Origin of the sequence: Kitasatospora sp. NPDC088783, assembly GCF_044750705.1 — a bacterium.
In the GTDB taxonomy this organism is placed as follows: Bacteria; Actinomycetota; Actinomycetes; order Streptomycetales; family Streptomycetaceae; genus Kitasatospora; species Kitasatospora fiedleri.
Genome location: NZ_JBIVKJ010000003.1, coordinates 502,882 through 521,948, shown reverse-complemented (window position 1 = coordinate 521,948; position 19,067 = coordinate 502,882). Strand labels below are relative to the sequence as shown.

The following is a 19,067-nucleotide window of genomic DNA, read 5'->3' as shown; positions in this document are numbered from 1 at the left end:
TGGTGGGGTTCGGCAACGGCTCTGACATCACCGCGGTGCGGGTGACGGGTGCGGACCGCGCTGTCCGACGGGCAACAGCATAGGTGGCACGGGGTGCCAGAACGGAGAGGTGGCCGGATGGCGGACAGGTCGGGCGGGGCCGGGTGCGCGCCCCCGGCCGGCGACCCCCACTGCGTATCGTGTCGGTCATGAGTGAGAAGCCGGCGGGGGACGGCCTGTGGTGGTGGACGCGCAGACGCGGCGCGGCGCTGGACCTGGCACTGGCCGCGGTGTCGGCGGTGGAGTGCGCCGCGGGGGCGTACGGGCTGGTCCGGGACCGGCTGGGCTGGGGCCCGCCCGCGACGGTGGTCTGCGTGGTGCTGGGGGCGCTCGCCGGGGCGTCGCTGGTGGTGCGGCGCCGGTGGCCGGTGGTGCCGGTGGTGGTGGCGCTGGTGTTCGTGCCGGGGTTCTTCGGCGTGGTGCTGCTGGCGGTGTCGCTGTACACGCTGGCGGCGACCTGGGAGTGGCCCTCGCGGCGGGCCCGGGTGGTGGTGCTGTCGGCGGTCGCGATGGTGGAGACCTTCGGCATGGTGCTGTTCGCCACCACGGTGCCCAGCAAGGCCCCGCCCGCCGAACCGCTGCCGCCGACCTGGGTGTTCGTGGTGATCTCGGCGTTCGTCGCGGTCGGCATGGCGGTCGCCCCGATGGTGACCGGCCTGTACGTGGGGGCGCGGCGCCGGCTGGTGGAGTCGCTCAAGGACCGGGCCCAGGGCCTGGAGACCGAGCTGACCCTGCTGGCCGAGCAGGCCCGGGAGCGGGCCTGGCGGGCCCGGGCCGAGGAGCGCACCCGGATCGCCCGGGAGATGCACGACGTGGTCGCGCACCGGGTCAGCCTGATGGTGGTGCACGCCGCCGCGGTGGAGCGGATCGTCCCCAAGGACCCGGCGAAGGCCCAGCAGTCGGCGAAGCTGATCGGCGAGACCGGCCGGCAGGCGCTGGACGAACTGCGGGAGATCCTGGGCGTGCTGCGGATGACCGAGCCGCAGGAGCAGGTCGAGGCCCCGGTCGGCGGGCTGGGCGAACTGCCGGAGCTGGTCGAGCAGTCCCGGGTGGCGGGCATGGCGGTGTCGCTGGCGGTCAGCGGCGAGCCCCGGGCGTACGTCGCCGAGGCCGAGCAGACCGCGTACCGGGTGGTGCAGGAGGGCCTGACCAACGCGCACAAGTACGCGGGCGGGGCGCGGGTCGCGGTGCTGCTGGCGTACGTGCCGAACGGGGTGCGGGTGTCGGTGGTGAACGACTGCCCGGGCACGGCGGCGCCGGTGGCGCTGCCCAGCGGCGGCAACGGGCTGGTCGGGATGCGCGAGCGGGTGGTGGCGCTCGGCGGCGGCTTCCACGCCGGGCCGGAGGACGGCGGCGGGTTCCGGGTGGAGGCGGTGCTGCCCTCGCGGCTGCGGCGCTCGGCCGGGTCGGCGGGCTGACGGGCCGCTGCTCGGCGGGGCACTGCTCGCCGGGCCGCGGTCGGACGGGCCGCCCGCGGGCGGCCCGGCGCGGGCAGGTCCCGCGCGGTCAGTCCTGGGCGGTGCGCAGCCGGTGCGGGGCGCGGCCGAGGACCAGGGTGCCGATCGCCCGGTCGACGCTGTCGCCGAGGAACCACTCGCCGGTGTGGTCGAGGCTGTAGACCCGGCCCTGCTCGTCGACGGCCAGCAGGGCCTGCCCGTACAGCTCCTCGCCGAGCGGGGCCAGCCGGGTGTCCAGGGCCCGGCCGAGGTCGGCGAGGGTGCGCGGGGCATGCAGGCCGCAGCGCGGGTCGAGCAGGAACGGGGTGCGGGCCAGGGTGGCGCCCGCCCCCGGGACGTCGAAGGCCAGGCCGCCGAACTCGGCCCACGCCTCGATCGCGGCCGGGAACACCGCGTGCTGCGGCTCCAGCGGACCGCCGTACGCGACCAGGGCGTCGGCCCACAGCTCGGCCTGCCGGATCTCCCAGCGGCCGGGGTGCCAGCCGGCCTGCTTGAGCGCGGCGGCCACGTCGGCCGGGAAGCGGGGCTGGGTGCGGACGGGGCCGGCGTTCAGGGCGTGCTCCGGGAGTTCGGGGACGGGGGGTCGGGAACGGGGACGGGCGCTCAGCGGCCGGGCGGGCCGACCTCGACGCTGGCCACGTTCAGGTGCTCCAGCAGCGGGGCGCAGGAGCGGCACGGCGGCGCGTGCGTGCCGTGCGCCGGATCGCCCTCCTCGCGGATGCGCAGCGTGGTCATCCGGGCCCCCTTGAGCGCCTTGCGGGCCTCCTGCACCGTCATCGGCTTGCGCGCTGCCCGCTTCGAACGGGACGCGTCGACCTGCCCCAGGTACTGGGACAGCAGCGCCGCCTCCGGGCAGCGGCCGACGAAGCGCTCGCGCTTCTCCACCGGCAGCGCCGCCAGGAACTCGCCGACCAGCGGGTGCAGTATCGGCGCCAGCTCCGACTTGTCCCCGGCCAGCGTGTGCACCGTGCCGCCGCGCAGCGACAGCGCGGCCGCCACCGCGGGCAGCAGGCTGTCGCGCTGGTGGCGCAACACGGGCGGCGGGCCCGACTGGTCCATGACTGCTCCTCGGCGTTGTGCGGCGCACGGCAGTTCTCCGCTGCCGGGGGTCTGCTGACGGACGGTGGATCACGCACGGTAGCGGGACCCACGGACAGTGAATCCTCACCCCAGAGCATCCAGCCTGCCAAACCGATGCGGCGCGCGCCGCGCCGGGGTGCGGACACGGGGCGCGCGGAGGTGTACGGAGGGCCGAACCGCCGCCTCCCGCGCCCCGGGCGGCCCGCAGCGGTTTTGCCGATTGTGCCCCGGCGGGCCGGGCCGGACCGGTACGGTTCGAGCGACGCGGCGGCAAGGGGGGTCTTGCGATGGGGTCGAACGTCGTGGCGCACGAGGCGCCCGGGGAACACGTGCCCACACCGGGCAGCACCGAACAGCGCCCCGACCGGCGGATCGGCCTGGCCGTGGTCGGCGCCGGCTACTGGGGCCCGAACCTGGTCCGCAACGCCCAGCAGACCGCCGCCCTGCGGCTGCACTGGCTGTGCGACCTCGACGAACAGCGCTCCCGCAAGGTCCTGGGCGAGTACTCGACGGTCGCCGCCACCACCTCGTACGAGCAGGTGCTCGCCGACGAGCGGGTCCGGGCGGTGGCCATCGCCACCCCGGCCGGCGCCCACCACCGGCTGGCCCGGGCCGCGCTGGAGGCCGGCAAGCACGTCCTGGTGGAGAAGCCGATCACCACCACCGTCGAGGAGGCCGCCGACCTGGTCGCCCTCGCCGAGGAGCGCGGCCTGGTCCTGATGTGCGACCACACCTTCTGCTACACGCCGGTGGTGCGCCGCATCCGCGAACTCGTGCACGGCGGCGAGATCGGCGACGTCCAGTTCTTCGACTCGGTGCGGATCAACCTCGGCCTGGTCCAGCCCGACGTCGACGTGCTGTGGGACCTCGCCCCGCACGACCTGTCCATCCTCGACTTCGTGCTGCCGCCGGGCGTCGAGCCCGTCGGCGTCAGCGCCCAGGCCGCCGACCCGATCGGCGCCGGCCGGGCCTGCGTCGCCTACCTGACGCTGCGGCTGTCCAACGGCGCGCTCGCCCACTGCCACGTCAACTGGCTCTCCCCGACCAAGGTCCGCACCACGCTGATCGGCGGCTCCCGCCGCACCCTGGTCTGGGACGACCTCAACCCGCAGGCCAGGCTCGCGATCCACGACCGCGGCGTCGACCTCACCCCGCCCGACGAACTCACCGACGCCATCCGGCACCGCGCCCTGATCTCCTACCGGGTCGGCGACGTGGTCGCCCCCGCCCTGGTCGAACAGGAGGCGCTGCGCAACGTGATGGCCGAGTTCGCCGCCGCCATCACCGAGGGCCGCGCCCCGCTCACCGACGGCCGGGCCGGACTGCGCGTGCTGCGCCTGCTGCACGCCGCCTCCCGCAGCCTCGAACTCGGCGGCGCGACCGTCCCGGTGGACGCCTCCGCCGACGGCCCCGCCGCCGCCGGCAGCGGGGCCGACGCCGCCGCGCTGCTCACCCGCCAGCTCTCCGCCCAGCAGAAGGCCGCCGCCCGATGAACGCCGCCGTCCCGCTCGAAGGCTCCCGCTGCCTGGTCACCGGCGGCGCCGGCACCATCGGCTCCACCGTCGTCGACCAGCTGGTCGAGGCCGGCGCCCGCGAGGTCGTCGTGCTCGACAACTTCGTCCGCGGCCGGACGGCCAACCTGGCCCGCGCCCGGGAACTCGCCGCCCCCGGCCAGCTGCGGGTCGTCGACGGCGACATCCGCGACCGCGCCCTGCTGCGCGAACTGCTCGCGCCCGGCACCGACGCGCTGTTCCACCTCGCCGCGATCCGGATCACCCAGTGCGCGGCCGAACCCCGGCTCGCCCTGGAGGTGATGGTCGACGGCACCTTCGACGTGGTCGAGGCCGCCGCCGAGACCGGCGTCGGCAAGGTGATCGCCTCCTCCACCGCCTCGGTGTACGGCCTCGCCGACACCTTCCCGACGCCCGAGACCCAGCACCCGTACCACAACGACACCCTGTACGGCGCCGCCAAGGTCTTCAACGAGGGCCTGCTGCGCAGCTTCCACGCCATGCACGGCCTCGACTACGTCGCGCTGCGGTACTTCAACGTGTACGGCCCCCGGATGGACGTGCACGGCCGCTACACCGAGGTGTTCATCCGCTGGATGGAGCGGATCGCCGCCGGACGACCCCCGCTGATCTTCGGCGACGGCGCCCAGACGATGGACTTCGTCTACACCGCGGACATCGCCCGGGCCAACCTGCTGGCCGCCGCCGCCCCGGTCACCGACCGGGTCTACAACATCGCCTCCGGCACCGAGGTCTCGCTGCGCGGCCTGGCCGACGCCCTGCTCGTCGCCATGGACTCCGGCCTGGACGTCGAGCACGGCCCCGCCCGGGACACCGCCGGCGGCGTGGTCCGGCGCCTCGCCGACATCTCCGCCGCCGAGCGCGACCTCGGCTGGAAGCCCGAACTCGGCCTCACCGACGGGCTGCGCGAGCTCGTCGCCTGGTGGCGCGAGCAGTAGCCGCCCGAGCCCGGACGCGCCCGCGGGGGCGCGGGGGACCGCGCGGACCGGAGGGCTCCCGTCAGCAGGATCGCGCCGGGGCGGGCCAGTTGCACAGGGGCGCGACCCGGCTGTGCGTGAACCGAGGAGGAGCACCCGATGACCATCCCCGTCATGATCCCGTGGCTCGGCGAGGAGGAGGCCGAGGCCGCCGCCGAGGCCGTCCGCTCCGGGTGGGTCGCGCAGGGCCCCCGGGTGGCCGCGTTCGAGAAGGCGTTCGCCGAGCACACCGGCGCGCCGCACGCCGTCGCGGTGTCCAACTGCACCACCGCCCTGCACCTGGCGATGATCGGCGCCGGGGTCGGCCCCGGCGACGAGGTCGTCGTCCCGTCGCTGTCGTTCATCGCCACCGCCAACGCCGTCACCTACGTCGGGGCCGTGCCGGTCTTCGCCGACGTCGACCCGGCCACCGCCAACCTCACCCCCGCCACCGTCGCGCCGCTGCTCACCGCGCGCACCCGGGCCGTGATCGCCGTCGACCAGGGCGGCGTCCCCGTCGACCTGGACCCGATCCGCGCCCTGGTCGAACCGCGCGGCATCGCCGTGGTCGAGGACGCCGCGTGCGCCGCCGGCTCCGTCTACCGGGGCCGCCCGGCCGGCGCGGGCGCCGCGATCTCCGCATACTCCTTCCACCCGCGCAAGCTGCTCACCACCGGCGAGGGCGGCATGCTCACCCTCCAGGACGGCGAACTCGCCGCCCGGCTGCGGCGGCTGCGCGAGCACGGGATGAGCGTCTCGGCCGCCGACCGGCACGCCGGGGCGGGCGGCGCGGGCGTGGTGGAGACCTACGACGAGATCGGCTTCAACCACCGGATGACCGACGTCCAGGCCGCGATCGGCCTGGTCCAGCTCGGCAAGCTCCCCGCGATGGTCGCCCGGCGGCGCGAACTCGCCGACCGCTACCGCGAGTCGCTCGGACCCGAACTGGCCGCCCGGACGGTCGCCGACCCGGCGCACGGCACCGCGAACTTCCAGTCGTTCTGGCTGCTGCTCCCCGAGGACGCCCCCGACCGGGGCGAGGTGCTGACCCGGCTCGCCGCCGACGGCGTCTCGGCGCGGCGCGGCATCATGGCGGCGCACCTGGAGGCCCCGTACAAGGGGACGGCGCGGGTGCCGCTGCCCGCGACGGAGCTGATCACCGCGCGGTCGCTGATCCTGCCGCTCTACCACTCGCTCGGCCACGAGCAGGTCCAGCACGTCGTCTCGGCCCTCAAGGCGGCCCTGGGGCGTTGACGCGGGGGCGCCCGCACGTGCGGCGTCCTCTCCCCGCCGGGACCCTTCCGCCGTCCCCCCTCCGATCCGCGCAGTTCCTCGCGCCCCTGGTTCCGCCAACGAGAGGCTCCTCCCGTGACCGACATCCCCCTGGTCGACCTGCACGCCGCGCACGCCGAGATCGCCGACGAGGTCCGCGCGGGCTTCGACGCGGTACTGGCGAGCGGTGCCTACATCAAGGGCCCCGACGTCGCCGCGTTCGAGCGGGAGTACGCGGCGTTCTGCGGCACGGCGCACGCGGTGGGGACGGCGAACGGCACCGACGCGATCGAACTGGCGCTGCGCGCACTGGAGTTGGAGCCGGGCGGCGGGGTGGTGCTGCCCGCGAACACCTTCGTGGCGAGCGCCGAGGCGGTGGTCCGGGCCGGGCTGCGGCCGGTCCTGGTGGACGTGGACGAGGAGCACCTGCTGATCGACGTCGAGCAGGCCGCCGCCCGGGCGGCGGACGCCGTCGCGCTGCTGCCCGTCCACCTGAACGGCCAACTCGCCCCGATGGAGGCGCTGCTGGCGGCGGCCGACGGCCGGCCGGTGGTCGAGGACGGCGCCCAGTCGCAGGGCGCGACCCGGCACGGGCGGCCCGCCGGCAGCTGGGGGCGGATCTCGGCCACCAGCTTCTACCCGGGCAAGAACCTCGGCGCGTACGGCGACGCGGGCGCGGTGGTCACCGACGACGCCGAACTCGCCCGCGCGGTCCGGCTGCTCGGCGACCACGGCTCGGACCGCAAGTACGTCCACGAGCGGTTCGGCTTCAACTCCCGGATGGACACCCTGCAGGCCGTGGTGCTGCGCGCCAAGCTCCGCCGCCTGCCCGCCTGGAACGAGGCCCGCCGGGCCGCCGCCGAACGCTACGACAAGCTGCTCGGCGGCCTGGACGGGCTCACCCTGCCGCGCACCCTGCCCGGCAACGCGCACGTCTGGCACCTGTACGCGGTGCGGGTCGAGCGCGACCGGGACGGCGTGCTGGCCGCCCTCCGGGAGGCCGGGATCGGCGTCGGCGTGCACTACCCCGTCCCGGTCCACCTCCAGCCCGCGTTCCGCCACCTCGGCCATCCGGAAGGCGCTTTCCCGGTCACCGAGCGGGCCGCCGGGCAACTGCTCACCCTGCCGCTGTTCCCGCAGCTCACCGAGGTCCAGCAGACCCGGGTCGCCGAGACGCTGGCCGCCGCGCTGCGCCGCCGCTGACCTCCGCCGGACGCCCGGCCGGGCGGTACCCGGCCGGGTACCACCGCGCCCCTGAACGCGGACGGCCGTTGCCCTACGCTGGTCCCCGAGGACATCGGCTTCTGCCAGTGGGGGACCACAGATGACGACAGGTCGGCCCGGCACCGCCGCCGTGCCCAACGCGGCGTACGCGGGCCAGGTGGTGCAGTTCCCGGACCCGGTCCGGGCCGAGCGGCACCCCCGGGGCGTGCGCGTCGACGAGAACGGCCACCCGGACTTCTCGCCGTACGCCGCCGCCGCCGCCGAGGTCGCCGACCCGCCGGAGGGCTTCGGCGTCGACGAACTGCGCCTGACCGACTACGTGTCGGCCAACGCCGCGCTCTACACCCGGGGCCACGAGCTCTGGGCCGACCTGGACAGCGCCGTCGCCACCCCGCCCGGCTGGACCTGGCACCACGTCGTCGGCCGCGCCCCCGCGGGCTGGCGCCGGATGGAGCTCGTCCCGGTCGAGGTCAAGGCCCTGCTGCGGCACCACGGCGGCCTGGCCCGCTCCACCGCCGACCACACCCGCCGCGGCACCCGCCCGCTCCAGGACCACCGCCCCGCGCACTTCTCGCTCGCCAAGGACGGCGGCGACCCGATCGCCGTCACCGAGGACCTCGTCCAGCGCGCCGAGCAGCGCCTCGGCCACCCGCTGCCGCCCGCCTACCGGGACTTCCTCAAGCTCACCGGCGGCCGCGGCCCGGTCGGCGTCGCCCTCGACGTCGACCTCGGCCTGCTGGTCGACCAGCCGTTCCTCACCCTCAGCGAGGAGTACGGCACCCACGACCTGGTGTACGCCAACAAGTGCCTGCGCGACCACCTCACCAAGGACCACCTCGCCGTCGCCTACCTCCAGGGCGGCCTGCTGACCGTCAGGGTCCGCGGCGAGGGCACCGGCTCGGTCGGCTTCCTGCCCTACGACGACGCCCGCGACGACGGCTCCGACGAGCCCGTCGAGCAGCGCGTGCAGCGCCTCCTGCTGCCCTGCGGCGACAGCTTCGACGCGTTCCTGCTGCGCCTCGCCGGCGGGCCCGCGGAGCTGGAGACCGTCGCCGAACTCATGGTGGACGGCGGCTTCGCGCGCGCCGTCCCGGTGAACTGACCGAACGACAGGGGTGGGACGAGACGTGGTGACCACGTACGCGCAGGCGCAGGAGACCGCCGAGGACTGGATCAACGCCGGGGTGCCGCGCTCGCGGCACCGCGAGGTGAAGGTCCGCGAGTTCGACCTCGGCTACGTCTGCTGGGCCGTCGACGGCAGCGAGCACAGCGGCGGCCCCGGCACCTCGCTGCGCCTGGTGATCGCCCGCGACAGCGGCGCCAGCACGCTCTGGCCGCCGCTGCCGGTCAACGAGGTGGTCCGGCAGTACGAGGAGCTGTACGGCACCGGTGCCGAGCCCAACCCGGCCGGGGCCGCCAAGCCGGTGCGCGGCGCGGTCGAGGCCACCTCCTTCCTGCTCAGCCCCCCGCAGTGGCTCCAGGAGGCCGGGGCCGCCGCGATCGCCGCCGAGGCCGACCGGCTGGCCGCGCCCGCGCCCGCCGCCGCGCCCGCGCCCGCCGCCGCGCCCGCGCCCGCCGCCCCGGCCCCGGCCCCGCCGATCCCGCCGCAGACCGCCGCGCCCTCGCCCGTGCCGCAGGCCGCACCCCCGCCCCTTCCGCAGCCCGTGCCGCAGGCCGCGTCGCTGCCGGAACCCGGCGAGGAGGGCCCCAGCTACTTCACCGGCACGCCCACCCCCGTGCCCGGCACGTCCGTCCCGCCGCCGCCCGGTTCCGAGGCCGCCACCGTGCTCGCCCCCGGCCGGGCCTTCCCGGGCGGTGCACCCGCCGCGCCGGTGCCGCCCGGGGCGACGCCACCGCCCGGCGCCGAGGCTGCCACCGTGCTCGCCCCCGGCCACGCTTTCCCGGGCACCGCGCCCGTCCCGCCCGGGGCGACGCCGCCGTACCCCGGCCCCGGCGCGCCCGTCCCGCCCGCCGCCCCGCCGTACCCGGCCGGCGGCCCGGGCACCCCGGCACCCGGCACGCCCGTGCCGCCGCCCGGTGCTCCCGTCCCGCCCGTGCCCGGTGCGCCCGCGCCCTCCGCGAGCCCGGTCGACCACGCGGCCACCATGCTCGCCACCGACGGCCCGCCCGGCCTGATGGGCCTGCCCGGTGCCCCCGGCCCCGGCGCCCCGCTGCCCGGCCCCGGCGTCCAGCTGGGCCGTGGCGGACTCGGCGCACCGCCGCCGCCCCCGCCGAACGAGCTGCTGCCGTCCACCGGCGGGCCCGCCCCGCGCCCCGGCGGCCGCGGCGGCCCCGGCGCACCCCCGCCGCCCCCGCCCAGCGACCTGCTGTCCGCCGCCGGCGGCGGCCCCGCCCAGCACCCCGGCGGCCCCGGCGGCCCCGGCGGTCGCGGCGGCGCGGGCGCCCCGCCGCCGCCCGCCCCCGACGCGCTGCGCGCCGAGGGCGGGCCCGCCGCCCACGCCGCTCCCGCGCCGGAGGCCGCCGCGGTCGCCTACCAGGCCACCCAGCTGGCCCCGGCGATCGAGCTGCCGCCGGGCGCGACCCCGCCGTTCCCGCCGTCCGGCCAGCCCCCGCAGCAGCCGCCGTTCCCCGGCGCGCCGCAGGGCGCGCCACCGTTCCAGGCGCCCCCGCCGCCGTTCCCGGGCGGCCCGCAGGGCCACGGCCTCCCGCCCGGCGCGCCCGGCCAGGCACCGCCGGCCGGGCCGGTGCCGCCGTCCGGCCTGCCCACGGTCGGCCCCGGCACCACCGCCGTGGTCAACTACCGGGCCCCCGACGGCTCCGAGCTCAGCCTGGTGATGACCTCCGAGCTGGGCACCCCGCACCCGGAGTGGCGGGCCCTCCAGGAGCTGCGCCGCCTCGGCGTGCCCGCCGACCAGGTGCTGGAGGTGCACACCGAGCTGGAGCTGTGCGACCTGCCCGGCGGCTACTGCTCCCGGATGGTGCGGGCGTCCTGGCCGAACGCCCGGATCAGCCACACCGCCCCCTACGGCCGCGACGCCGCCGCCCGGCAGGCCGGGATGAACGTGCTGCAGGAGCACGTCGAGCAGCTGCACCAGCTGGTGTCCGCCCCGCACCGCCCGCGCACCGTCCGGGCGCCGCTGCCCGCGCCCGGCGCCGTCCCGCAGCTGCCGCCCCCGCCGCCGCAGCAGCTCGCGGCGGAGTTCGGCGCGATGTTCGGCCCGTCGATGTTCCGGTTCGAGCAGCGCGCGGTGGCCCGCCAGGGGGTGCCGGAGCAGGTCGCCCAGGTCCTGATGTGGGTCGGCCTGCCCCGCGAGTTCGCGCCGTTCTTCTGGGCCCAGGCCCAGGAGGGCCGCCCCATCCCGACGCTGGCCGAGCTCGCCGCCGAGCGCGGCCTGCCGCCCGGCCCGGACTTCGGCGGCTACCTGGTGCTCGGCAACGACTACGGCCGCCAGCTGTGCGTCCAGTACGGCACCGCCGCGGTGGTCGCCGTCGACATCGAGAACCCGGCCGAGCCGCCGCGCTTCGTCAACTCCGGGGTCCCCGAGTTCGCGGCCTGCCTGGCCGCGCTGGCCCGGATGTGGCACCTGCGCCACGGCCTCAACCCCGAGCAGGCCGGTCGCTGGACCACCGACTTCCAGGCCCAGCTGCTGGCGGTCGACCCGGCCGCCGTGCACACCCCCGAGAGCTGGTGGGCGGTCCTGGTCGAACAGCTCTGGGACGGCCTGCTCTGACACCGCCCCGCGCGGCCGGTTCGCCCGGCCGCGCGGTGGTCCCTGTTTGGTTTGCGTTCGTATCTGCGCAAAATAGGTCAATGGGACGGTTCGCCCGCCCCACCAGAACCACGCACCCGGCGGGGCCGCGCAGCCCGCGAGCACGAGGAGAACAGCCGAAATGAGCGACGCCGTGTCCCAGTACGGCTTCACCCCGTCCAGGCGCGGCTACGCGCCCGACCAGGTCGACGCGGCGGTCACCGCGCTCAGCCGTGCCCGAGACGAGGCGTGGGAGCGGCTCAGCGTCCTGGGCGGCGGGCTGCGCGAGATGGAGAAGCGCCTGGCCGACATCCAGCAGGCCGCCGAGGAGGCCCCCGACCCCGACTTCGGGGAGCTCAGCGACCAGGCCGCGGCCCTGCTCGGCATCGCCCTCAACGAGGCCGACGCCATCCACGCCAAGGCCAAGCGGGCCGGCGAGGACGCCCGGGACGCCGCCCACGAGGCCGGTGAGGCCGCCGCCAGGGCGGCCGAGGAGTACGCCGCCAAGCTGCGCGAGGAGACCGACCAGTTCGTCCGCCGCACCGACGAGCGCAGCCGCGCCGAGGCCGAGCGGATCCGGGCCGAGGCGGACGCCGAGGCCCGCGCCCTGGTGCACGCCGCGACCGGCCACGCCGCCCGGGTCCGGGTCGCCGCCGCGAACGCCTCCGAGCAGTCCGAGGCCACCCTCGCCGAGCGCCGCCGCAAGGCCGACGAGGACTTCACCGCGGCCGAGGCCGCCGCCGACGCCGCCGTGGCCAAGGTCACCGCCGCGGCCGACGCCCGGGTCAAGGAGGCCGAGCAGCACCGCGAGGCGATGCTGGCGGAGGCCCGCCGCCTCGACACCGAGGCCCAGGCCAAGGCGGACGCCGCGCTCGGCGCCGCGCGGGAGAAGGCCGCCCGGATCAAGGCCGCCAGCGAGCGCGAGCAGGCCGACTTCACCAAGCGCCTCGACAAGGTCCAGACCCACCTCGACCACATCAAGGGCACCCTCGCCTCCCTCACCGGCGCCGCCGTCGGCGCGATCGAGGACCCGGAGGACGCGGCGGAGGCCGTCGCGGCCAAGAAGGCCGACCTCACCAAGCCCCCGGTCGCCGACCAGCCCACCACCGTCCTGGGCCCGGTCAAGACCGCGGTCAAGCCCCAGCAGGGCGACCCCCGCAAGCCCTACACCCCGACGGTCCCCGCCGAGATCCCGGCCCCGCCGGCCAAGCCCGCGAGCTTCGCCAAGGACCCGGTCCCGCCGAAGCCCGCCACCGCGCCCGAGCCGCCCGCGACCGCGTCCGACAAGCCCGCGTCCGACAAGCCCGCGCCCGACCAGCCCGCGCCCGACCAGCCGGGGGCCGCGCCCGAGGCCGCCGCCGAGCAGCGCATCGTCCCCAAGATCGTCATCGTCGACGACGGCCTCGACCACGACACCCGCCCCGACCGCAACCGCATCCAGCGCCGGGGCTGAGCCGGCCCCGGCTACAGCACCTCGACCGCCGCCCCCGTCAGGCGGCGGCGGCAGTCGAGGACGTAGCGGGCGTGGGCGGTGACGGCCGCGTAGTCGAACTCGTCGTGGTCGGCGAGCAGCAGGACGGCGTCGGCGGCGGCCAGCTCCTCGGGGGTGGCCTCGACGCGGTGGACGGCGGCCAGCGGGCCGCCCTCGTGGGCGGGGGTGCGCTGGCCGGGGACGTGCGGCTCGGCGACGTGGACGCCCGCGACGACGTGCGGGTCGGCGGCCCGGACCTCGGCGCCCTGCCGGGTGAGCAGGTCGACGATCCGGGCCGCCGGGGTCTCCCGGGCGTCGCCGGTGTTGGCCTTGTAGGCGAGGCCCAGGATCAGCACCCGCGAGCCGTTCACGCTGCGGCGGCGCTGGTTGAGCGCCTCGGTGAGCCGCCGCACCACGTAGTCGGGCATGTGGCTGTTGACGTCGTTGGCGAGCTCCACGAACCGGAAGGACTGGCCGAGGGCGCGCTCGACCCGCCAGGACAGGTACGAGGGGTCGATCGGCAGGCAGTGCCCGCCGACCCCCGGGCCCGGCGTGAAGCGCAGGAAGCCGAAGGGCTTGGTGGAGGCCGCGTCGATGGCCTCCCAGACGTCGATGCCGAGGTCGTGGGCGAACATCGCCAGCTCGTTGACCAGCGCGATGTTCACGTGCCGGAAGGTGTTCTCCAGCAGCTTGGTGAGCTCGGCCTCCTTGCAGGAGGAGACCGGCACCGTCCGCTCGACCAGCTGCCCGTAGAAGGCGGCGACGGCGGCCAGGCCCTCGGGGGTGGTGCCGGAGACCACCTTGGGGGTGTTCTCCAGCTTCCACACCGGGTTGCCCGGGTCGATCCGCTCCGGGCTGTAGCCGAGGTGGAAGTCGGCCCCGGCCCGCAGCCCGGAGCCGGCCTCCAGCAGCGGGGCGAGCAGCTCCTCCGTGGTGCCGGGGTAGGTGGTGGACTCCAGCACCACCGTCGCCCCGGGCTTCAGGTGCCGCCCCAGCAGCCGCGCCGAGGCCTCGATGTACGACAGGTCGGGGACGCCGTCGCGCAGCGGCGTCGGCACGGTGATCACCGCGACGTCGAAGTCCGCGACGTCGCCGGGCGCGGCGGTGGGCAGGTACGCCCCGGAGTCGAGCAGCGGGCGCAGCCGCTCCCCGGGGATGTCCTCGACGTACGACTCGCCGACCGCGAGCCGCTTGATCCGGCGTTCGTCCACGTCGTACCCGACGACCCGGTGGCCCACCTCGGCGGCGCGCACCGCCAGTGGGAGTCCGACATAGCCCTGACCTGCGATGACCACGCGCATGACGAAGCAAACCCCCTGGAAATGACCGGCGTCCCCACACCTTCTTCACACGAGGGTACGGAGCGCCGCACCTCGCGCGGGCGGCTTCGCCGGAAGTGGTGCGGGCGGGGCGCGCCGGGCCCGGAACGCCAGGACGCCGAGACCCGCGGCGCCGCCCGGGAGCGGGCGCCGCGGTCCTCGGCGTGAGTGGCACGGGCGCCCCCACCCAGGGCCGCCCGGCCTTCGCACTCCCGACCCCCATCGAGGTGCGATCGCGCTTCCACAACCATCCCCCACGGTTGGATGCGGCCTGCGCTGACATCCATGGTGCGCGGTGACCATGGACGCACAGTGACAGCAGTGTGTCGGCCGCATGATCTCTGGACGAGCCGGACCGGATACCGGTGAGTCGCCCCGGCGCCGCCGTCGGGACGCCGCGCCGCGTGCGCGGCGGCGGCGCGGCGTAGGCTGGACACCCCCCGGGCGCACCGCGTTCCGGGCCTGTCGCGCTGCCCGGCCGTCTCCTGTGCCGGGCCACTCCCCGTCGTGGAGAAACTGACGTATGAGCCTGTCCGGACTGCTGGATGTCGTCGTACGGGACGCCGCCCTCGCCGAGGCGATCGAGGCGGCGGCCACGGGGCACAGGCAGCACCTCGACCTGGTCGGGCCGCCCGCCGCCCGGCCGTTCGCGATCGCGGCGCTGGCCCGGTCGCTGGCCGCCCGCGCCGGCGGGAGCGGCCGACCGGTGCTGGCCGTGACCGCCACCGGCCGGGAGGCCGAGGACCTCGCGGCCTCGCTGCGCTCGCTGCTGCCGCCCGACGCGGTCGCCGACTTCCCGGCCTGGGAGACGCTGCCGCACGAGCGGCTCTCCCCGCGCTCGGACACCGTCGGCCGCCGCCTCGCCGTGCTGCGCCGGATCGTCCACCCGCGCGCCGACGACCCGGCGGCCGGGCCGGTGCAGGTGGTGGTGGCGCCGGTGCGCAGCGTGCTGCAGCCGCAGGTCAAGGGGCTGGCCGAGCTGGAGCCGGTGGCGCTGCGGCGCGGCGAGCAGCACGACCTGGACGAGGTGGCCCGCGGGCTGGCGGCCGCCGCCTACGCCCGGGTCGAACTGGTCGAGAAGCGCGGCGAGTTCGCGGTGCGCGGCGGCATCCTGGACGTCTTCCCGCCGACCGAGGAGCACCCGCTGCGGGTGGAGTTCTGGGGCGACGACGTCGAGGAGATCCGCTACTTCAAGGTCGCCGACCAGCGGTCCCTGGAGGTCGCCGAGCACGGCCTGTGGGCGCCGCCCTGCCGGGAGCTGCTGCTGACCGACCAGGTGCGCGCGAAGGCCGCCGCACTGGCCGCCGCCCACCCCGAGCTGGGCGAGATCCTGGACAAGATCGCGCAGGGCATCGCGGTCGAGGGCATGGAGTCGCTGGCCCCGGTGCTGGTGGACGACATGGAGCTGCTGCTGGACGTGCTGCCGGCCGGCTCGATCGCCGTGGTCTGCGACCCGGAGCGGGTCCGCACCCGGGCCGCCGACCTGGTCGCCACCAGCCAGGAGTTCCTGGCCGCGTCCTGGGTGGCCGCCGCGGCGGGCGCCGACCGCCCGATCGACCTGGAGGCGATCGACGTCTCGGCCGCCTCGCTGTGGTCGCTGGCGGACGTCCGCGAGCACGCCGCCGGGATCGGCCTGCCGTGGTGGTCGGTCAGCCCGTTCGCGACCAGTGACTCCACGGTCTCCGAGGTCCTCGCCCGCGGCGCAGCCGCCGGTTGGCAGGGCGATGCGGACACCCTCACCCTGGGCATGCACGCCGTCGAGGCGTACCGCGGCGACACCGCCCGGGCGATCGCCGACGCCAAGGACCGCCTCGCCGACGACTGGCGGGTGGTGATGGTCACCGAGGGCCACGGCCCGGCCTCCCGGCTGGCCGAGGTGCTCGGCAACGAGGGCATCGCGGCCCGCCTGGTCGCCGACCTCGCCGAGGCCCCCACCCGGGACGTGGTGTACGTCTCCTGCGGCTCGATCGAGCACGGCTTCGTCGACGAGGAGCTGAAGCTCACCGTCGTCACCGAGACCGACCTGTCCGGCCAGCGGTCCTCCACCAAGGACATGCGCCGGATGCCGTCCCGCCGCCGCAACGCGATCGACCCGCTGGCGCTGGCGGCCGGCGACTACGTGGTGCACGAGCAGCACGGCGTCGGCCGGTACGTGGAGATGGTGCAGCGCACCGTCCAGGGCGCGACCCGCGAGTACCTGGTGCTGGAGTACGCGCCCGCCAAGCGCGGCCACCCCGGCGACCGGCTGTTCGTGCCGACCGACCAGCTCGACCAGGTCACCAAGTACGTCGGCGGCGAGGCCCCGACGCTGCACCGCCTGGGCGGCGCGGACTGGGCGAAGACCAAGCAGCGGGCCAAGAAGGCCGTCAAGGAGATCGCCGCCGACCTGATCAAGCTGTACTCGGCCCGGATGGCGGCCCCCGGCCACGCCTTCGGCCCGGACACCCCCTGGCAGCGCGAACTGGAGGACGCCTTCCCGTACGCGGAGACGCCCGACCAGCTGACCACCATCGGCGAGGTCAAGGCCGACATGGAGAAGTCCGTCCCGATGGACCGGCTGATCTGCGGCGACGTCGGCTACGGCAAGACCGAGATCGCGGTGCGCGCCGCCTTCAAGGCCGTCCAGGACGGCAAGCAGGTCGCCGTGCTGGTGCCGACCACGCTGCTGGTGCAGCAGCACTTCTCGACCTTCGCCGAGCGGTACGCCAACTTCCCGGTCACCGTGAAGGCGCTGTCCCGGTTCCAGACCGACACCGAGGCGAAGGCCGTGCTGGAGGGCCTGTTCGAGGGCTCGGTGGACGTGGTGATCGGCACCCACCGGCTGTTCTCCTCGGAGACCAGGTTCAAGGACCTGGGCCTGGTCATCGTCGACGAGGAGCAGCGCTTCGGCGTCGAGCACAAGGAGCAGCTGAAGAAGCTGCGGGCCAACGTCGACGTGCTGACCATGTCCGCCACCCCGATCCCGCGCACCCTGGAGATGGCGGTCACCGGCATCCGCGAGATGTCCACCATCACCACCCCGCCGGAGGAGCGGCACCCGGTGCTGACCTTCGTCGGCCCGTACGACGAGAAGCAGATCGCCGCCGCGATCCGGCGCGAACTCCTGCGCGAGGGCCAGGTGTTCTACATCCACAACCGGGTCGAGTCGATCGACAAGGCGGCCGCCCGGCTGAAGGACCTGGTGCCGGAGGCCCGGGTGGCCACCGCGCACGGGCAGATGGGGGAGAACCAGCTGGAGAAGGTCGTCGTCGACTTCTGGGAGAAGGAGTTCGACGTCCTGGTCTCCACCACCATCGTGGAGTCCGGCATCGACATCTCCAACGCCAACACCCTGATCGTGGAGCGCGGCGACACCTTCGGCCTCTCCCAGCTGCACCAGCTGCGCGGCCGGGTCGGCCGCGGCCGCGAGCGCGGCTACGCCTACATGCTGTACCCGCCGGAGAAGCCGCTCACCGAGACCGCGCACGAGCGCCTCGCCACCATCGCCCAGCACACCGAGATGGGCGCGGGCATGTACGTCGCGATGAAGGACCTGGAGATCCGCGGCGCGGGCAACCTGCTCGGCGGCGAGCAGTCCGGGCACATCGCGGGCGTCGGCTTCGACCTCTACATGCGGATGGTCGGCGAGGCGGTGGCCGAGTTCCGCGACGCACTGGAGGCGGGCGGCGGCGAGCCGGAGGAGGAGCCGCTGGAGGTGAAGATCGAACTCCCGGTGGACGCGCACGTCCCGCACGACTACGCGCCGGGGGAGCGGCTGCGCCTCCAGGCGTACCGCTCGATCGCGGCGGTCAACTCGGAGGACGACATCGCGCAGGTCCGCGAGGAGCTGACCGACCGCTACGGCAAGCTGCCCGAACCGGTGGAGAACCTGCTGCTGGTGGCCGGACTGCGGCTGTTCGCCCGGCGCTGCGGCATCGGCGACATCACCCTCCAGGGCACCTTCGTCCGCTTCGGCCCGGTCGACCTGCGGGAGTCCCAGCAACTGCGGCTCAACCGGCTCTACCCGCGCACCCAGATCAAGTCCGCCGCCCGGCAACTGCTGGTGCCGCGCCCCGGCAGCGGCGGCCGGATCGGCGGCAAGCCGCTGGTCGGGCGGGAACTGCTCTCCTGGTGCGCCGAGTTCCTGAGCACCATGTTCGAGGACCTCAAGCGCTGACGCGGCGACCGCGCAGCGCCCGCGGGGGCGCCGGAGGACGGCCGGACGGCGTCCCCCGGCGCCCCCGTCCCGCACCGGGAGCGAGCGAGCGAACGCCGCGCCCGGCGGGCGCGGGGGTCTGGCACCCGGGGGCGGGGCTCAATAGTGTTCGTCCCAGCCACGTACGCAGAGCACCACCGGACCGCGCTCCACCGCCCAGGAGGCCCCAGTGATCCGCACCAGCTCCCCCCGCCGACTGCGGGCCGCCCTCGGCGTCGCGGTCGCCGCCGCCGCGCTCACCGCCTGCGGCGGGGCACCGGCGCACCAGGGGGCCGCCGCCGTGGTCGGCGGCGACCGGATCAGCATCGCCCAGGTCGAGGCCCGGGTCGCCGCCGTCCGGGACGGCGCCGCGCAGGACGGGACCGCCACCGAGGAGCAGCCCGGCCTGGCCCGGCACGCCGTCTCCGACCTGGTGCTCGGCAAGGTGGTCGCCCGGGCCCTGGCGGACCGCCGGCTCGACGTCAGCCAGAGCGAGGTGGACCGGGCCCGGACCGCGGACGCCCGGACCGTCGGCAGCGAGGACAAGCTCGCCGAACTGCTGCGCGCCAAGCAGGGCGTCCCGGCCGGCGACATCGACGGCTTCTACCGCCAGCAGATCGGCCTGATGAAGCTGGCCGACGGCCAGGACCCGAACGGCGCCGAGGGCGACGCCGCGATCCGCAAGGCGCTGGTCGACGCCGGCACCGCCCTGCACATCGAGGTCAACCCGCGCTACGGCAGCTGGGACACCGCCCGGATCGGCCTCACCGACAGCACCGAGGACTGGCTGCCGAAGACCGTCCGGACGCTCTGACCGCAGCGCCGGTCCGGCA

Annotated in this window: 13 protein-coding genes; 10 read left to right on the top strand and 3 right to left on the bottom strand. The window is 75.9% G+C overall.

Annotated features, from left to right (window positions below; genetic code table 11):
• The first annotated feature begins 188 nt into the window (after positions 1–188).
• The gene (locus ACIP60_RS10835) at positions 189–1,457 is read left to right on the top strand and encodes a sensor histidine kinase (RefSeq protein ID WP_400682236.1); all 1,269 of its coding nucleotides are present in this window, start codon (positions 189–191) and stop codon (positions 1,455–1,457) included.
• Positions 1,458–1,545: 88 nt separating this feature from the next.
• Here the strand turns inward: ACIP60_RS10835 and ACIP60_RS10830 are convergent, their stop codons facing one another.
• Together ACIP60_RS10830 and ACIP60_RS10825 are read right to left on the bottom strand one after the other, a co-directional pair.
• Positions 1,546–2,004, bottom strand: a complete 459-nt coding sequence (locus tag ACIP60_RS10830; protein ID WP_233533793.1) for an SUKH-3 domain-containing protein — start codon at positions 2,002–2,004, stop codon at positions 1,546–1,548.
• A gap of 95 nt (positions 2,005–2,099) precedes the next feature.
• Positions 2,100–2,555: a YwqJ-related putative deaminase gene (locus ACIP60_RS10825; protein WP_400682233.1), complete on the bottom strand. Its 456-nt coding sequence runs from the start codon at positions 2,553–2,555 to the stop codon at positions 2,100–2,102.
• Between the two features lie 308 nt (positions 2,556–2,863).
• Between ACIP60_RS10825 and ACIP60_RS10820 the strand changes: the two genes are divergently transcribed.
• The 7 genes from ACIP60_RS10820 to ACIP60_RS10790 all read left to right on the top strand — a co-directional run bounded on the left by ACIP60_RS10820 (position 2,864) and on the right by ACIP60_RS10790 (position 12,723).
• Positions 2,864–4,069: a Gfo/Idh/MocA family protein gene (locus ACIP60_RS10820; protein WP_400682232.1), complete on the top strand. Its 1,206-nt coding sequence runs from the start codon at positions 2,864–2,866 to the stop codon at positions 4,067–4,069.
• The gene (locus ACIP60_RS10815) at positions 4,066–5,046 is read left to right on the top strand and encodes an NAD-dependent epimerase/dehydratase family protein (protein WP_400682231.1); all 981 of its coding nucleotides are present in this window, start codon (positions 4,066–4,068) and stop codon (positions 5,044–5,046) included. Before ACIP60_RS10820 ends, ACIP60_RS10815 begins: the two co-directional genes overlap by 4 nt.
• A gap of 138 nt (positions 5,047–5,184) precedes the next feature.
• Positions 5,185–6,318, top strand: a complete 1,134-nt coding sequence (locus tag ACIP60_RS10810) for a DegT/DnrJ/EryC1/StrS family aminotransferase (protein ID WP_400682229.1) — start codon at positions 5,185–5,187, stop codon at positions 6,316–6,318.
• Positions 6,319–6,432: 114 nt separating this feature from the next.
• Positions 6,433–7,539, top strand: a complete 1,107-nt coding sequence (locus tag ACIP60_RS10805) for a DegT/DnrJ/EryC1/StrS family aminotransferase (protein WP_400682227.1) — start codon at positions 6,433–6,435, stop codon at positions 7,537–7,539.
• 121 nt (positions 7,540–7,660) lie between these two features.
• Positions 7,661–8,662, top strand: coding sequence for an SMI1/KNR4 family protein (locus ACIP60_RS10800; protein ID WP_400682226.1), 1,002 nt, complete (start codon positions 7,661–7,663; stop codon positions 8,660–8,662).
• A gap of 28 nt (positions 8,663–8,690) precedes the next feature.
• The gene (locus tag ACIP60_RS10795; protein ID WP_400682224.1) at positions 8,691–11,252 is read left to right on the top strand and encodes an SUKH-4 family immunity protein; all 2,562 of its coding nucleotides are present in this window, start codon (positions 8,691–8,693) and stop codon (positions 11,250–11,252) included.
• Between the two features lie 160 nt (positions 11,253–11,412).
• On the top strand, positions 11,413–12,723 hold the full coding sequence (locus ACIP60_RS10790) for a hypothetical protein (protein WP_400682223.1): 1,311 nt from the start codon (positions 11,413–11,415) through the stop codon (positions 12,721–12,723).
• Between the two features lie 11 nt (positions 12,724–12,734).
• On the opposite strand, the gene ACIP60_RS10785 is transcribed toward ACIP60_RS10790, so the two are convergent.
• A complete protein-coding gene (locus tag ACIP60_RS10785) occupies positions 12,735–14,042 on the bottom strand; it encodes a nucleotide sugar dehydrogenase (protein WP_400682222.1) in 1,308 nt (435 codons plus the stop codon).
• A 541-nt stretch (positions 14,043–14,583) separates the two neighbouring features.
• Here ACIP60_RS10785 and mfd point away from each other — a divergent pair.
• Together mfd and ACIP60_RS10775 are read left to right on the top strand one after the other, a co-directional pair.
• Positions 14,584–18,216, top strand: coding sequence for a transcription-repair coupling factor (mfd, locus tag ACIP60_RS10780; RefSeq protein ID WP_400682221.1), 3,633 nt, complete (start codon positions 14,584–14,586; stop codon positions 18,214–18,216).
• A gap of 208 nt (positions 18,217–18,424) precedes the next feature.
• Positions 18,425–19,048 carry a SurA N-terminal domain-containing protein gene (locus ACIP60_RS10775; protein WP_400682219.1) on the top strand — a complete coding sequence of 208 codons (624 nt, stop codon included), beginning with the start codon at positions 18,425–18,427 and terminating at the stop codon, positions 19,046–19,048.
• The last annotated feature ends 19 nt before the right edge of the window (positions 19,049–19,067 follow it).

Bases quoted from the DNA above. Each gene is read 5' to 3' on its own strand.
- ACIP60_RS10820 (WP_400682232.1), top strand. From the start codon at position 2,864: ATGGGGTCGAACGTCGTGGCGCACGAGGCGCCCGGGGAACACGTGCCC.
- mfd (WP_400682221.1), top strand. From the start codon at position 14,584: ATGAGCCTGTCCGGACTGCTGGATGTCGTCGTACGGGACGCCGCCCTC.
- ACIP60_RS10815 (WP_400682231.1), top strand. From the start codon at position 4,066: ATGAACGCCGCCGTCCCGCTCGAAGGCTCCCGCTGCCTGGTCACCGGC.
- ACIP60_RS10790 (WP_400682223.1), top strand. From the start codon at position 11,413: ATGAGCGACGCCGTGTCCCAGTACGGCTTCACCCCGTCCAGGCGCGGC.
- ACIP60_RS10800 (WP_400682226.1), top strand. From the start codon at position 7,661: ATGACGACAGGTCGGCCCGGCACCGCCGCCGTGCCCAACGCGGCGTAC.
- ACIP60_RS10835 (WP_400682236.1), top strand. From the start codon at position 189: ATGAGTGAGAAGCCGGCGGGGGACGGCCTGTGGTGGTGGACGCGCAGA.
- ACIP60_RS10825 (WP_400682233.1), bottom strand. From the start codon at position 2,555: ATGGACCAGTCGGGCCCGCCGCCCGTGTTGCGCCACCAGCGCGACAGC.
- ACIP60_RS10785 (WP_400682222.1), bottom strand. From the start codon at position 14,042: ATGCGCGTGGTCATCGCAGGTCAGGGCTATGTCGGACTCCCACTGGCG.
- ACIP60_RS10810 (WP_400682229.1), top strand. From the start codon at position 5,185: ATGACCATCCCCGTCATGATCCCGTGGCTCGGCGAGGAGGAGGCCGAG.